This is a genomic window from Gordonia sp. PP30 (assembly GCF_023100845.1).
Classification (GTDB): domain Bacteria; phylum Actinomycetota; class Actinomycetes; order Mycobacteriales; family Mycobacteriaceae; genus Gordonia.
In genome coordinates this window covers 1,346,570-1,360,968 of the sequence record NZ_CP095864.1, presented here as the reverse complement: position 1 = coordinate 1,360,968, position 14,399 = coordinate 1,346,570, and the positions used below count along the sequence as shown (strand labels likewise).

At 68.9% G+C, this 14,399-nt stretch carries 15 protein-coding genes; 7 read left to right on the top strand and 8 right to left on the bottom strand.

Annotation, left to right across the window (positions count from 1 at the left end):
- Nucleotides 1-273: 273 nt before the first annotated feature.
- Nucleotides 274-1,047, top strand: coding sequence for a hypothetical protein (locus MYK68_RS06305; protein WP_247867031.1), 774 nt, complete (start codon nucleotides 274-276; stop codon nucleotides 1,045-1,047).
- Entirely contained in the window at nucleotides 1,044-1,808 is a 765-nt protein-coding gene (locus tag MYK68_RS06300; RefSeq protein ID WP_247867030.1) for a hypothetical protein, read from the top strand. The genes MYK68_RS06305 and MYK68_RS06300 overlap by 4 nt, the downstream gene beginning before the upstream one ends.
- Here the strand turns inward: MYK68_RS06300 and MYK68_RS06295 are convergent.
- From MYK68_RS06295 to MYK68_RS06285, 3 genes are all read right to left on the bottom strand, one after another.
- A complete protein-coding gene (locus MYK68_RS06295; RefSeq protein ID WP_247867029.1) occupies nucleotides 1,801-2,823 on the bottom strand; it encodes an LLM class F420-dependent oxidoreductase in 1,023 nt (340 codons plus the stop codon). The two genes, MYK68_RS06300 and MYK68_RS06295, sit on opposite strands and share 8 nt — an antisense overlap.
- Nucleotides 2,824-2,935: 112 nt before the next feature.
- Complete coding sequence (locus tag MYK68_RS06290) at nucleotides 2,936-4,261, bottom strand: thymidine phosphorylase (RefSeq protein WP_247867028.1); 1,326 nt, start codon at nucleotides 4,259-4,261, stop codon at nucleotides 2,936-2,938.
- Nucleotides 4,258-4,668, bottom strand: a complete 411-nt coding sequence (locus MYK68_RS06285; RefSeq protein ID WP_247867027.1) for a cytidine deaminase — start codon at nucleotides 4,666-4,668, stop codon at nucleotides 4,258-4,260. Before MYK68_RS06285 ends, MYK68_RS06290 begins: the two co-directional genes overlap by 4 nt.
- A gap of 193 nt (nucleotides 4,669-4,861) precedes the next feature.
- Between MYK68_RS06285 and sdhC the strand changes: the two genes are divergently transcribed.
- From sdhC to MYK68_RS06260, 5 genes are all read left to right on the top strand, one after another.
- Nucleotides 4,862-5,269: a succinate dehydrogenase, cytochrome b556 subunit gene (gene sdhC / locus MYK68_RS06280; protein ID WP_247867026.1), complete on the top strand. Its 408-nt coding sequence runs from the start codon at nucleotides 4,862-4,864 to the stop codon at nucleotides 5,267-5,269.
- Between the two features lie 15 nt (nucleotides 5,270-5,284).
- Nucleotides 5,285-5,719 (top strand): succinate dehydrogenase hydrophobic membrane anchor subunit, encoded by a 435-nt coding sequence (locus MYK68_RS06275; RefSeq protein WP_247867025.1) that lies wholly within the window; start codon nucleotides 5,285-5,287, stop codon nucleotides 5,717-5,719.
- Nucleotides 5,720-5,735: 16 nt separating this feature from the next.
- Nucleotides 5,736-7,490, top strand: coding sequence for a succinate dehydrogenase flavoprotein subunit (sdhA, locus tag MYK68_RS06270; protein WP_247867024.1), 1,755 nt, complete (start codon nucleotides 5,736-5,738; stop codon nucleotides 7,488-7,490).
- A complete protein-coding gene (locus MYK68_RS06265; RefSeq protein ID WP_247867023.1) occupies nucleotides 7,490-8,272 on the top strand; it encodes a succinate dehydrogenase iron-sulfur subunit in 783 nt (260 codons plus the stop codon). The genes sdhA and MYK68_RS06265 overlap by 1 nt, the downstream gene beginning before the upstream one ends.
- A 108-nt stretch (nucleotides 8,273-8,380) precedes the next feature.
- Nucleotides 8,381-9,715, top strand: coding sequence for a D-alanyl-D-alanine carboxypeptidase family protein (locus tag MYK68_RS06260; RefSeq protein WP_247867022.1), 1,335 nt, complete (start codon nucleotides 8,381-8,383; stop codon nucleotides 9,713-9,715).
- Nucleotides 9,716-9,728: 13 nt separating this feature from the next.
- Here the strand turns inward: MYK68_RS06260 and MYK68_RS06255 are convergent, their stop codons facing one another.
- The 5 genes from MYK68_RS06255 to MYK68_RS06235 are packed head-to-tail and all read right to left on the bottom strand — an operon-like array spanning nucleotide 9,729 to nucleotide 14,388.
- Nucleotides 9,729-10,796, bottom strand: coding sequence for a YhjD/YihY/BrkB family envelope integrity protein (locus MYK68_RS06255; protein ID WP_247867021.1), 1,068 nt, complete (start codon nucleotides 10,794-10,796; stop codon nucleotides 9,729-9,731).
- Nucleotides 10,797-10,829: 33 nt separating this feature from the next.
- Nucleotides 10,830-11,858 carry a tryptophan--tRNA ligase gene (gene trpS, locus MYK68_RS06250; protein ID WP_247867020.1) on the bottom strand — a complete coding sequence of 343 codons (1,029 nt, stop codon included), beginning with the start codon at nucleotides 11,856-11,858 and terminating at the stop codon, nucleotides 10,830-10,832.
- A 13-nt stretch (nucleotides 11,859-11,871) separates the two neighbouring features.
- Nucleotides 11,872-12,729: an exodeoxyribonuclease III gene (locus tag MYK68_RS06245; RefSeq protein ID WP_247867019.1), complete on the bottom strand. Its 858-nt coding sequence runs from the start codon at nucleotides 12,727-12,729 to the stop codon at nucleotides 11,872-11,874.
- 34 nt (nucleotides 12,730-12,763) lie between these two features.
- Nucleotides 12,764-13,549 carry a crotonase/enoyl-CoA hydratase family protein gene (locus MYK68_RS06240; protein WP_247867018.1) on the bottom strand — a complete coding sequence of 262 codons (786 nt, stop codon included), beginning with the start codon at nucleotides 13,547-13,549 and terminating at the stop codon, nucleotides 12,764-12,766.
- Nucleotides 13,546-14,388, bottom strand: coding sequence for a hypothetical protein (locus MYK68_RS06235; RefSeq protein ID WP_247867017.1), 843 nt, complete (start codon nucleotides 14,386-14,388; stop codon nucleotides 13,546-13,548). The genes MYK68_RS06240 and MYK68_RS06235 overlap by 4 nt, the downstream gene beginning before the upstream one ends.
- Nucleotides 14,389-14,399: the final 11 nt, after the last annotated feature.

Here is a 14,399-nt window from a genome sequence, read left to right as displayed (position 1 = left end):
ACTATCTGTGTTCGATGACTATATGATTCATGCTACTCACACATTCTAGTGTGCGCCACTATCGGTTCTTGCGGCCTGGATCAAGAGTATCTGCTGTTTACGACCACACTTCTCGCCGCAGATCAGACAAACATCCAGGGCACGCCGCAGCGAATTGGGAGGCCGATCATGGACCTCGACGTCGAAGATGTTCGAATACGACACGTCATTCGCGAGCGCCCCGGCTCGGGGCCGGTGTCGTCGCATATCAAACCGAACGGAATGATGTCCCCCGTGACCGAAATCGGGGAATCCAGACCTGATCCCACCCGAGTGTCGCTCTCCGGGGCCCTGCGGTGGGCATGGACCAGATGGCGAACGTCGGCGGGTGTCTTCGCGGGAGCGACGGCGCTGTGGGCGGCCGGACTCGTCGTGACCGGCGTCGGCGTCTCCTGGGTGATCAGCGCGATCGTGCAGGTCGCATTCAATCTCATGTCGATCGCACCGGACGAGTCGTTCGACGAGGGCAGCACCTATTGGGCGGTCGCCGGCTACGCGGTCTACCTGGCCTGGATGGCCCTCTTGGCGGTCGCCGCATCGTGCTGGCTGCGGCCGACGGTCGCGATCGCCGAGGGCCAGCGACCCGAACTCGGCGACTTCTTCCGGCCTCTCGCGGCCGGATCGGTCCTGCTCGTCGCACTGGTCTTCGTCGTCGTGTATTCGGTGATCGACGTCATCGTCGCCTCCTACCTCGACGCGCCCTGGCTCGCCACCATCCTCGAGGTGATCATCGTGTATCTCTTCGCCTGGGCTCCCCTCGCGGCCGTGGACCGGCCACAGCCCTCCGCGATCGCCGGACTGCACGAGGGAGCGGTACTGGCGCTCGCCCGCCCGGGGGCCACCTTCCTGACCGCCCTCGTGTGGGCGGTGTCCATCGCCCTCGGCGCCGCGGCGATCCTGGTCGGCCTGCTGGTGACCGTCCCGCTCGCCACCCTCACGACGATCTACCTGTACCGAGCCTTCAGCGGGCACCCGCTGACCGGCACGGACGACGTGACGCAACCATGAACGATGTTCCCCGGCCGGCGACATCCACGGTCGTCTCCGCGCGCGCAGCGCTGCGCTGGTCGTGGACCCGTTTCCGCGAGACTCCGGCGGTTCTCGCCGGCGCGACCGCACTGTGGCTGCTCGTCCTGGTCTGGGTGGTCGTCGCACTGCAATGGGCTGAAGATATGTTGACCGGCCACCTGAATCACCGCGCGCTGGAGGCCGCCGCCGGCGGCGGCGACTATATGGCCGCGGTGTTCACGTATCTCCGGTTCGTCGATACGGCGCCCTACATCGAACAACTCTTCTTCGTCATCCCGTCGGCCCTCCTCACCTCGTGCGCGGTGCATGGCCTGCTGGTGATCGCGGACGGGCGACGGCCGCACCTCGCCGACTTCTTCCGCGCCGTCTCCTTCTGGCCGATCCTTCTCTTCTCGCTCGCCGGCACCGGGCTGTCGATCGCCGACGAACTCGTGGTCAGCAAGCTTCTCGGCCTGACCTGGCTCTACGTGGCCATCGAGATCATCGTCGCACTACTGGCCGCGTGGATGCCATACGCCATCGCGGACCGGCGCGGCGCGCCTGTGCTCGCCGCCGTCGGCGACGGTCTACTCCTGGCCGTCAGGTATCCGGGTCAGACGATCGTCGCCGGGCTACTCGGTATCGGTCTGATCCTCGCCGGGCTGTTCCTGCTGGGCGTCGGTCTGCTCGTCGCCCTTCCCCTCAGCGGACTGGTCGCGATCTACTACTTCCGCACGCTCCGCGGAAGGCCGCCTACCTGAACAGCGGAGCCAGGGTCTCGCCCGCGAGGCGCACCATCCCCGGAACATGGCCGTTCGCGACCATGTTGAACACGATCCCGTCCAGCCCGCGGTCGAGGACCCGGGTCTGAATCTGCTCGGCGACGTCGTCGGGCGTGCCGACGAACATGCGCGCGGTGGCGCGCGCGAAGGTCTCGTCGTCGAGCGTGGCCGGGTCGGTGCCGAGCTTGCGGAGATATTCGCCCACCATCGCCCGGGCGACGTCGCCGTCCTCGTCCATCATCACGAAGCCGAGCAGGCTGGTCTCCAGCGTCGACCGGTCGCGGCCCGCCTCCTCGCAGCGGGCGGCGAGCGCGTCGAGCTTGCGGGGGATCTCGTCGGGCGAGCAGTTCATGTTGATGTGGTCGGCGTAGCGGGCGGCGAGCGCGAAAGTCTTCTTCTCGCCCGCCCCGCCGAGCATGATCGGCAGATCGGTCCGCACCAGCGGGCTCGCGAACGCCCCGTGCGACGAGTAGTACTCGCCGTCCACCTCGGGCCGCCCGCCACGCAGCATCGGTTCGATGATCGTCAGCGCCTCCGAAAGCTTGGCGAACCGGTCGGTGAAGGTCCCGAACTCGTAGCCCATCGCGTCGTGCTCGCGCTCGAACCAGCCCGCGCCGATCCCGAGCACGGCGCGGCCGCCGCTCACCGCGTCAAGGGTGGTGACGGCCTTGGCCAGCAGCGCCGGATTCCGGTAGGTGTTTCCGCTGACCAGCGTCGACAGCTTGATCGACGACGTCCCCGTGGCGAGCGCGCCGAGCGCCGTGTAGGCCTCCAGCATCGGCTCGTCGAACGCGCCGATGCCCGGCAGCTGGAAGAAGTGGTCCATCACGAACACCGTGTCGAAGCCGGAGTCCTGCGCGTCCCGCGCCTGGGCGAGCACCGACGGGAAGATGTCCGAGTCCGGCCCGCGGACGCCGTGCAGCGGATCGGGGTAGGTGAAGTTGGGGATCTGGTAGCCGAGCCGGATGCGGTTGTCGGTGGTGCCGGAGGTCATGGAAGCCACGGTAGCCCCGCGCCGCCGGCCGCGCGCCGCGATCTTCCGCGGATCCGCGCGGGGCCGGGGTCCGATCAGCGGATCGGCGCGCCGGGCGCGCGGATCCGCTGCGTCAGCCGGACGCCGGAGAGGGATCGACGCGCCCGATCACCCGGTCCACCGGCGGCAGTCCGGCCGGCGCGTCCGACGCGACCTCGTAGGCGCCGTCCAGCCGTGCGAGAGCGCGGTCGAAACGAGCCGGATCGTCGGCGTGCAGGGTCAGCAGCGGCGCCCCCTCGCTCACCCGATCACCGACCGCGGCGTGCCACGTCACGCCGGCGCTCGGCGACACCGCCGCCCCCGGCACCGACCGGCCCGCGCCCAGTTCCCAGGCGGCCAGGCCGACGGCGAGCGCATCGAGTCGCGTGAGAAAGCCGGACGACGGCGCCGCCACCGAGCAGATCTCGGCGGCGCGCGGCAACGGCGCGCCCGGATCTCCACCCTGCGCGGCGATCATCGCGCGCCAGACGTCCATCGCCTGACCGCCGGCCAGGTGCTCCGCCGGATCGACGTCGGGCAGACCGCCGGCGGCGAGCATCTCGCGGGCCAGCGCGAGGGTCAGTTCGACGACGTCGCGCGGCCCGCCACCGGCCAGTACCTCGACCGCCTCGGCCACCTCCAGCGCGTTGCCCGCGGACCGGCCCAGCGGCGACGACATGTCCGTGAGCAGCGCACGAGTGCGCACCCCGGCGTCCGAGCCGAGTTCGACCATCACCCGTGCCAGCTCGGCGGCGGCGTCGTACGTCGTCATGAACGCCCCCGACCCGACCTTCACGTCGAGCACCAGCGCACCGGTGCCCTCGGCAATCTTCTTGCTCATGATCGACGCCGCGATCAGCGGGATCGACGCGACGGTTCCGGTCACGTCCCGCAGGGCGTAGAGCGCCCGGTCGGCGGGGGCCAGGTCGTCGGACGCCGCACAGATCACCGCGCCCACCTCGATGAGCTGCGCGCGCAGCCGGGCCGGCGTCACCGACGCCGACCACCCGGGAATCGCCTCGAGCTTGTCGAGCGTCCCGCCGGTGTGTCCGAGGCCGCGGCCGGACAGCTGGGGCACCGCGAGCCCGTACGACGCGACCAGCGGGGTGAGCGGCAGGGTGATCTTGTCCCCGACCCCGCCGGTGGAGTGCTTGTCGACGGTTCGCAGCGCCCGCCCGCCGCGAGCGAGTCCGGACAGGTCCATCCGTCGCCCCGACGCGATCATCGCCGCGGTCCAGTCGGCGATCTCCCGGCGGCTCATGCCGCGCCACACGATCGCCATCGCCAGCGCCGACATCTGTTCCGGCGCCACCGTGCCCGCGGTGAATCCGGCGACGACGGCGTCGATCTGCCCGGTGGTCAGTTCCCCGCCGTCGCGTTTGGCGCCGATCACGCTGACCGGATCTGTCGCGGCCGTCATTTCCGGCCGTCCGCGCGCTCGAGATCGGCCGGACCGAACGCCTCGGGCAGGAGTTCGGCGAGCGCCCGCGGACCGGCCGGAGTGTCGACGACGAGGCCCGGTCCGCCGAACTCGAGCAGCACCTGACGGCACCGCCCGCAGGGCAGCAGCACCCGGCCGTCCGGGTCGCAGACCGAGACCGCGCGGAGGCGTCGAACACCGGACGAAACGGCCACCGCGACCATCGCCACTTCCGCGCACACACCGAGCCCGTATGAGACATTCTCCACATTGCATCCGGCGACGATGCGGCTCTGCGATCCGATGCCGGCCGCCCCGACCGGAAAGCCCGAATAGGGGGCGTAAGCCCTGGTCATCACGTCCCGCGCGGCGGCACGCAAGGCGTCGAAGTCGATTTCAGTCGTCATGGCCACTCTCCATTAGCCCGGAACGAAAAGGTAAGGCATACCTAATGTTCAGGTGCGTTTCGGGTCACTTTGTCACGGTCATTTATGACAACCCTCAGCAGGGGTTTAAAGTCAAGAGTCATTGGGTCCTTCGGCCGTTCCGACGCGCCACCCGGCCCGCAGAAAAGTCGACACTCTGGAGGCGTAGAACGCGATGAGCACCCCCACCGAGGTTGCACCGGATCCGGTGCGCAAACGCTCCCTGTACCGCGGAGACCCCGGGATGTGGGCCTGGGTGCTCCAGCGCATCACGGGCGTCTCGATCTTCTTCTTCCTCTTCGTGCACGTGCTCGACACCGCGGTGATCCGGGTGAACCAGAACACGTACACGGAGATCATCCACACCTACCAGACCTGGTACATCGGCCTGATGGAGATCGGCCTGGTCTTCTGCGTCCTGTACCACGCGCTGAACGGTATCCGGGTGATCCTCATCGACTTCTGGGGTAGCGGACCCAAGTACCAGCGGCAGATGCTGTGGATCGCGATGACGGTCTTCGCGGTGGTCTTCATCGCCGGCGCCGTCCGCCTGCTGCAGATCCTCATCGTCCACACCTTCTAGGGAGCGGTGACAGACATGACTGTTGAAGCCAAGACCATCATCACCGACTACGACCGCCCGCCGAGCCTCGACGCTCCCCGTGCGCCGCGCGGTCTGTCCCGGACCAACTTCGAGAAGTGGGCATGGCTGTTCATGCGCTTCTCGGGCATGTTCCTGGTCATCCTGGCCATCGGCCACATCTTCATCATGCTGGCGTGGAGCGATGGTGTGCACCGGATCGACGCCGCCTTCGTCCTCGAGCGCTGGCGCCAGCCGTTCTGGCAGATCTGGGACCTGCTGATGCTGTGGCTGGCCGAGTTGCACGGCGCCAACGGCCTGCGCACCGTGATCGCCGACTACTCGCGGAACGACAAGACCCGCTTCTGGCTCAACTTCCTCCTGGCGATCTCGGTGATCCTGGTGCTCGTGCTCGGCACCTATGCCCTCCTCACCTTCGGCAGCAGCTCCTAAGGAGATCTGAAAACTCATGCAGGAACATCGCTTTGACGTCGTCATCGTGGGCGCTGGTGGCGCCGGGATGCGCGCGGCCATCGAGGCCGCTCCCCGGGCCCACACCGCGGTGCTGACCAAGCTCTACCCCACCCGCAGCCACACCGGCGCGGCGCAGGGCGGCATGTGCGCCGCCCTGGCCAACGTCGAAGAGGACAACTGGGAGTGGCACACCTTCGACACCGTCAAGGGCGGTGACTACATCGTCGACCAGGACGCCGCCGAGCTGATGGCCAAGGAGGCCATCGACGCGGTGCTCGACCTGGAGAAGATGGGCCTCCCCTTCAACCGCACCCCCGAGGGCCGGATCGACCAGCGCCGTTTCGGCGGCCACACCCGCGATCACGGCAAGGCCCCGGTCCGCCGCGCCTGCTACGCCGCCGACCGCACCGGCCACATGATCCTGCAGACGCTGTACCAGAACTGCGTCAAGCACAACGTGGAGTTCTTCAACGAGTTCTACGCCCTGGACCTCAACCTCACCGAGGACGAGAACGGCGAGCCCGTCGCCAGCGGTGTGGTCGCCTACGAGCTGGCCACCGGCGAGATCCACGTCTTCCACGCGAAGTCGATCGTCTTCGCCACCGGCGGGTCGGGCCGCATGTACAAGGTGACGTCCAACGCGCACACCCTCACCGGTGACGGCATGGGCATCGTCTTCCGCAAGGGCCTGCCGCTGGAGGACATGGAGTTCCACCAGTTCCATCCGACGGGCCTGGCCGGCCTGGGCATCCTCATCACCGAGGGCGTCCGCGGCGAGGGCGGCATCCTCCGCAACGCCGAGGGCGAGCGCTTCATGGAGCGCTACGCCCCGACCATCAAGGACCTCGCGCCGCGCGACATCGTCGCCCGTTCGATGGTGCTCGAGGTGCTGGAAGGCCGCGGCGCCGGCCCGAACAAGGACTACGTGCTCCTGGATGTCACGCACATCCCGGAGGAGACCCTGATGGCCAAGCTGCCGGACATCATGGAGTTCTCGCGCACCTACCTCGGCGTCGATCCGGTGACCGAGCTGGTGCCGGTCTACCCGACCTGTCACTACGTGATGGGCGGCATCCCGACGACGATCACCGGCCAGGTGCTCGCGAACAACGAGCAGGTGGTGCACGGCCTGTACGCGGCCGGCGAGTGCGCCTGCGTGTCGGTGCACGGCGCCAACCGCCTCGGCACCAACTCGCTGCTGGACATCAACGTGTTCGGCCGTCGTGCCGGCATCGCGGCCGCCGAGTACGCCAACACCCACGGCTTCGCGCCGCTGCCGGAGAACCCGTCTGCGATGGTCGAGAACTGGGTGGCCCAGATGCTCAGCGATCACGGTCACGAGAACGTCATGACCATCCGCACCGAGCTGCAGCAGACCATGAACGACAACGCCGCGGTGTTCCGCACCGAGGAGACGCTCAACCGTGCGCTCGAGGACGTCCGCGCCCTCAAGGCCCGCTACGACCACGTCACCGTGCAGGACAAGGGCAAGCGCTTCAACAGCGACCTGCTCGAAGCCATCGAGCTGGGCTTCCTGCTCGAACTGGCCGAGGTCACCGTCGTCGGTGCGATCAACCGCAAGGAGAGCCGCGGCGGCCACGCCCGCGAGGACTACCCCGACCGCGACGACGCGAACTACATGGTGCACACCATGGCGTACAAGAAGGGCGACGGCCTGATCTCGGAGATCGAGCTCGACTACAAGCCCGTCGTTCAGACCCGTTACGAGCCGATGGAGCGGAAGTACTGATGACTGCCACCCTCGAAAACGATTCGGTCGCTGCCCAGCCGACGCCGCCGGTTCCGGACGGCGCGACGATGGTCACGCTGAAGATCTACCGGTTCAACCCGGAGGATCCGGACGCCCAGGGCTTCGAGAGCTTCCGCGTCCCGGCACTCCCCTCGGACCGTCTGCTCAGCCTGCTGCTGTACGTCAAGGGCTACCTCGACGGCACCCTGACCTTCCGCCGCAGCTGCGCGCACGGCGTGTGCGGCAGCGACGCGATGCGGATCAACGGTGTCAACCGGCTGGCCTGCAAGCTCCTCATGAAGGACCTGCTGCCGAAGGACTCCACCAAGGAGATCACCATCACCATCGAGCCCATCAAGGGACTCCCGGTGGAGAAGGACCTCGTGGTCGACATGGAGCCCTTCTTCGACGCCTACCGCGCGATCAAGCCGTTCCTGATCACCGACGGCCACCTGCCGTCGAAGGAGTTCATCCAGTCGCAGACCGACCGCGCCCGCTTCGACGACACCACCAAGTGCATCCTATGTGCGTGCTGCACCACCAGCTGCCCGGTGTTCTGGACCGAGGGCTCCTACTTCGGCCCGGCCGCGATCGTCAACGCACACCGGTTCATCTTCGACAGCCGCGACAAGGGCACCGTCGAGCGGCTGGACATCCTGAACGACGCGGACGGCGTCTGGCGCTGCCGCACCACCTTCAACTGCACCGATGCGTGCCCGCGTGGCATTCAGGTGACGCAGGCGATCCAAGAGGTCAAGCGCGCCCTGATGTTCTCGCGATAAGAACCACTCTGCAGCCCCCGGCGAACGCCCCGTACATCCCCTGAGCTTGTCGAAGGGAAAGTACGGGGCGTTCGCTGTTTGGTCACCAGGCGGTACTATTACTGCCTCATGCGCCTGCACCACGTGTTCCGGAGTCTGCCCGCCCTGGTCGCGGCCGCGATGATCGTCGCGTCGGTGCCGCTGACCGCACCGGCCGCCGCGGCGCCGGGCGACGCGTCCAGCGTCGTGCCGACCGGAAGTCCTGCCGCCACCACCACGCCGGCCCCGGATCAGTCGTGCCCGCATCGGGCCACCCCGCCGCCCGCGGTCGACGATTCCGAGACCGTCGCCCCCGGCGACACCACCCCCGCTCCCCTGCCGGTGCCCGCCGCGCCGGTCGGCGGGAATCGGCTCGGCGACTGCGGGGTGATCGCCGATCCGGCGGCCGGCCCGACCCCGGCCGATCTGACCTCGCAGGGCTGGCTGATCGCCGATCTGGACAGCGGCCACATCATCGCCACCCAGGACCCGCACGGCCGGTTCCGCCCGGCCTCGACCATCAAGACCCTGCTCGCACTGGTCGCCCTGGAGGACCTCGACCTGAACAAGCCGGTCGAGGACAACGCCCGCGACTGGTCCATGGAGGGCGACGCCTGCGGTGTCGGGCCGGGCGGCAAGTACACCATCCGCGACATCGTGACCGGCCTCCTCGTGGTCTCCGGCAACGACTGCGCCAACATCCTGGCCCGCGAACTCGGCGGCTACGACGAGACGCTGGCCAAGATGAACGCGAAGGCGAAGTCGCTCGGCGCGCTGGACACCCGCGCCGCCTCCCCGTCCGGGCTGGATGCCGCCGGAATGTCGACGTCGCCCTACGATCTCGCCGTGATCTTCCGCGCCGGCATGCGGAATCCCGAGTTCGCGAAGCTGGTGTCGACCAAGACCTACGAGTTCCCCGGCTACCCGCCCCGCAAGGACGTCCCCGGCGACGAGAACCATCCCGCCTACCTGATGCAGAACTCCAACTCGCTGCTGGTGCAGGGTGTGCCGGGCATGACCATCCTGGGCGGCAAGACCGGCTACACCGACGACGCGAAGAAGACCTTCGTCGGCGCCGCCGAGCGCGACGGCCGCAAGATCCTGATCGTGCAGATGTACGGCCTCACCGAGGGCACCAACACGTACCACGACCAGGCGGTCCGGATGTTCGAGTACGGCTTCGCGGCGCCGGCGTCGGTCTCGGTGGGCACCCTGGACAACCCCGCCGCGCAGCATGCGCACCTCACCGCGACGCAGACCCGCGCGGCCCCGTCGGGCTCGGATTCGCTCGCGCTCGGCGTGCTGCCGGCGGTACTGATCATCGTGGTGGTGCTCGCCGGCGCCGCGCTGCTGGTCTTCGCGATCCGGCGCCACCGTCGTCGCGCCTCGGTGCCGGGCGACGACACCACCGGCTCAGAGCAGTAGCGCGAGGCGGGTCTCAGCGGCGCCGCAGCCACCCGTAGACGCCGGCGGCCGCCGCCCCCAGCCCGGCCGCGGTGAGCAGGGCGCGGGTCTTCGGCGCCACGGGCTCCTCGTACACCGGTGCCAGCACGACCGGCGCCGGCTGTTCGGGCGGCGGGACGTCGAATTCGTCGACGATCCGGTACTGCGCGTTGTCCTCGCTGGCCGCCGACCACGCGGCCGCGTACAGCACGATCCGCGACGCGAGGTAGGTGAAGACCATGACACCGAGCAGCGGACCGAAGGCGACACCCGCCGGGCTGGTGAGCACCGACTGCAGGTACAGCCCGCCGAGCTCCTTGAGGACGGTGAAGATGATCGCGGTGGTCAGCGCAGGCCAGCGCACCGCCCGCATCGGCACCGGATGCAGGGGCAGCCGGGCCAGCACGATCGAGAACAGCCACCAGGTGCCCAGGGTGGCGATCAGCGTGCTGCCCCAGCGCAGCAGCGTCACCTGCCGGGTGAGCCAGGCCAGGTCGAGCCAGTCGAGCAGCGCGTGCGTCACCGGCCCGACGGCGAGCGCGGTGAGCGCGAAGGTCAGCACGAACATCAGGCCGAGGAAGAAGAACGTCGCCAGGTCCGAGACATACGACTTCACCGCGTTGCGCTTGACCCGGCCGCCCCACATCTCGCTGAGCGCCGTGCGCACCAGTGACATCCAGCCGATACCGGTGAACGCGGCGCTGAGCAGACCGATCACGCCGACCGCGGCACGCGAATCGATGGCCGACTGGATCACTCCGCTGAGCGTCTCCCCCATCTGGCCGGGTGCGGCGTCGACCACGGCGTCGACCATCCGGTCGACCAGCTGCGGCTGGCTCGCCAGCACGAAACCGGCGATCGCGAAGGTCACCATGAGGATCGGGACCAGCGACAGGATCCCGGAGAAGGTGATCGCCGCGGCGTAGACGTTGCCGCGGCGATCGGTGTACCGCGCCAGCGTGTTCAGGATGTGGGTGAGCCACGGCCAGCGCACCTTGAGATCGTTGAACAGCGCCGTGGCCCGCGCCACCAGCGCCTTGATCTTGCCCACGATCGCGCCCATCGGTTCCTGACGCTACCTGTCCGGGCTCCGCGATCAGCCGCGCGGTGCCAGAAAACCGATCTTGTCGTACACGTCGGCGAGCGTCCCGGCGGCCACCTCGCGGGCCTTCGCGGCACCGTCGGCGAGCACGGCGTCGAGCCCGGCCCGGTCGTCCAGGATCTCGTCGACCCGCCCGCGCAGCGGGGTGACGAACGCGGACAGCGCGGCGGCGGTCTCGACCTTGAGGTGCCCGTACTGCTTGCCCTGATAGCTCACGACCAGCTCGTCGATCGAGGTGCCGGTGAGGGCGGACTGGATGGTGAGCAGATTGGAGACACCGGGCTTGTTCTCCCGGTCGAAGACGATCTCGCTGCCGCTGTCGGTGACCGCAGAGCGGATCTTCTTGGCCGAGCGCTTCGGATCGTCGAGCAGGTTGATCAGGCCGTTCTCGGTCTCGGCCGACTTGCTCATCTTCGCGGTCGGGTTCTGCAGGTCGTAGATCTTGGCGAACTCCTCGACGATGAACGCCTTGGGCACGGTCAGTGCCTTGCCGTACCGCTTGTTGAAGCGCTGCGCGAGATCGCGGGTGAGTTCCAGGTGCTGGCGCTGGTCCTCGCCGACCGGGACGTCGTCCACCTGGAAGGCCAGGATGTCGGCGGCCATCAGGATCGGGTAGGTGAACAGGCCGACGCCGGCTGCGTCCTGCCCGGCCTTGGCCGACTTGTCCTTGAACTGCGTCATCCGGCTGGCCTCGCCGAAACCGGTGAGGCAGGTGAGCACCCAGGTGAGCTGGGCGATCTCCGGGACGTGCGACTGCACGTAGATCGTCGACCGCTGCGGATCCACGCCGAGAGCCAGCAGCTGGGCGACGCTGCGGAGCGTCCGCTCGCGCAGCACCGCCGGATCCTGCGGCACGGTGATCGCGTGCATGTCCGGGATGAAGTAGTAGGCCTCGTCGAACTCGTCCTGCAGGGCCACCCACTGGCGGACCGCGCCCAGGTAGTTGCCGAGGTGGAAGGAGTCGCTGGTCGGCTGGATTCCGGAGAGCACCCGGCGCGGCCGGGCGGGAACGGGGGCGGTCATGGCGTTCATTCTCTCAAACCCCGGAAACCGAGAATTCGACGGTCACCGGCGCGTGATCGGACCACCGCAGGTCGTACGCGCCGGCGCGATCGACCCAGGAACGACGGGTCCGCGCGGCCAGCTCCGGGGTCGCGAGGTGGTAGTCGATGCGCCAGCCGGCGTCGTTGTCGAAAGCCTTTCCCCGCCACGACCACCAGGCGTACGGCCCGGCGACGTCGCCGTGGTGTTCGCGGGCGACGTCCACCCAGCCGGCGCCGAGCCGCGCGGCGACCCATTCGCGCTCGTGCGGCAGGAACCCGGCGTTCTTGAGATTGCCCTTCCAGTTCTTGATGTCTCGCTCGTCGGGGGCGATGTTCCAGTCCCCCGCCACGACGGCCGCGCGGCCCGACGCGAGCAGGCCGTCGAGATACGGGCCGAAGGAACCCAGGAAGCGGCGCTTCTCCTCGTGCTTCTCGACGTCCTTGGGCTCGTCGGTGAGGGCCGCCCCGGACGGCACGTACACCGAGGCGACGGTCAGCGCGTCATCACCGGTGCCGAAGTCGGCCTCCAGGTAGCGGCCCAGCGCGTCGAACTCGTCGTCGCCGTAGCCGACGCGCACCGCCTCCGGTGCGGTCTTGGACAGCACACCGACTCCCGAGCGACCGGCGACGGCGGACTCGGTCATCGCCAGGTGCCAGCCGGCGTCGAGCGCGGGGGCCAGCGCCTTGCGGGTGAGCGCCTCGGAGGCCCGGATCTCCTGCAGCAGGACTACATCAGGATCACGCTCGGTGAGCCACGGCAGCATTCCGTGGTTGCGCTCGTTGCGGGTCTTCACCGCCGCCCGGATGCCGTTGACGTTGACGGAGGTGACGGTGAAGGGTGCCAGAGACATGACTGGCACCCTATCGGCCGCTCCCGACAGCCGGTCAGCGGCCGCGCCACACCGGCGCGCGGCGCTCGGCGAAGGCCGCGGCCCCCTCGGCAGCGTCCTCCGAGTCCAGCACCGCACGGGAGATCGTCTCCTGGCGGCACCAGTCATCGGCCGGGTCGGCGAGGCCGCGCGCGATCCGCACGCTGGCCTCGACCGCGAGCGGCGCGTGGCAGCCGATCCGGCCGGCCAGCTCGAGGGCCGCGGCCAGCGCCCCGCCCGGCGGGGTCATCGCGTTGAGCAGACCCAGTTCGCGAGCCCGGGACGCCGAGAACGACTCCCCGGTGAGCAGGATCTCCGTCGCGATCGCCGACGGAATCCGCGACGGCAGCCGGAGCGCTCCACCGGCGGCCGCCACCAGACCGCGGGTGACCTCGGGCAGACCGAACCGCGCGGTCTCGGCGGCGACCACGAGATCACACGCGAGCACCAGCTCGAAGCCGCCGGCCAGCGCCCATTCCTCGACGGCGGCGATGAGCGGCTTGCGCGGGGGTGCCTCGGTCAGGCCGCAGAGCCCCCGGCCGTCCAGAAACGGCGTCTCACCGCGGGCGAAGGCCTTCAAGTCCATTCCTGCTGAGAAGGTCCCGCCCGCGCCGGTGAGGATCCCGACCCGGAGCCGGTCGGTCGCGTCGAGCCGGTCGAGGGCATCGGCGATCGCCCGGGCGACGGCCACGTCAAGCGCGTTCTTCGCCGCGGGCCGATCGATGGTGATCACCAGGGCCGCACCCACCTCGGTGACCGTCACCGGTGCGGACGTGACGCCACCGGACCGCTGCGCCGTCATGCGGCGACGTTCGCGGCCGGCCTGCGCAGCCCGAACGACTCCCCGGCGACCACGTAGAGGAGTGTCACCAGAATCAGCCAGTTCATGAAGCCGAGGCCGTTGCCGCTCATCGACGCACCCGGGGCCACCGACGGCTCGTGCAGGATGGTGCCGGCGAGCACGTAGAAATACAGCAGGAACATGCCGATCGCGGCCACGCCGGTGATCAGGATCCGGACCACCGGTCGGCCGAGGTTCCCGAAGGCGTTGGCCCAGACGATGATCGTGAAGACCCAGCACACGCCGAGCTGCGCCGGATACTGGTGGATCGCGTGCCCCAGCAGATCGGCGTTCGCCGATCCGACCAGCAGGCGGACGAACCACAGCAGAACGAAGTAGGCGACGGTGCCGATCAGCGCGGTGCCGATCAAGGAGGCCGCGGCGATACGGCCCGGCGTCCCGGCCCAGGCCCACGGGCTGTTGCCCAGCAGCGAACCGGAGACGACGATCACCACGATCATGCAGTAGAACCAGCCGATGACGGTGTCGAGTGACATGAGGGCCGAGCCCGGCGTGGTGACCTCCGAGATCGCCGGCAGGCCGAGGATCAGGAACAGTGCGAGGGTCGGCAGGAACCAGAACGCGATCTCACACCAGCCGATCGCCGGCTGGCCCAGGCCGAGGCGGCGCCACGGATAGTGGTCCCAGTTCACGACGGTCAGCACGTAAGTGCCGAAGGCGAAGAGGACGAAGAGCGCGGCGGTGAAGTATCCGAGGCCTCCGGCGCGGGACGCCGCGAAGTCCGGGTAGAAGTGACCGACCCCGTACGCCATGACCAGCGTCACGACGATCGCGAACACCGCGGTCGCCG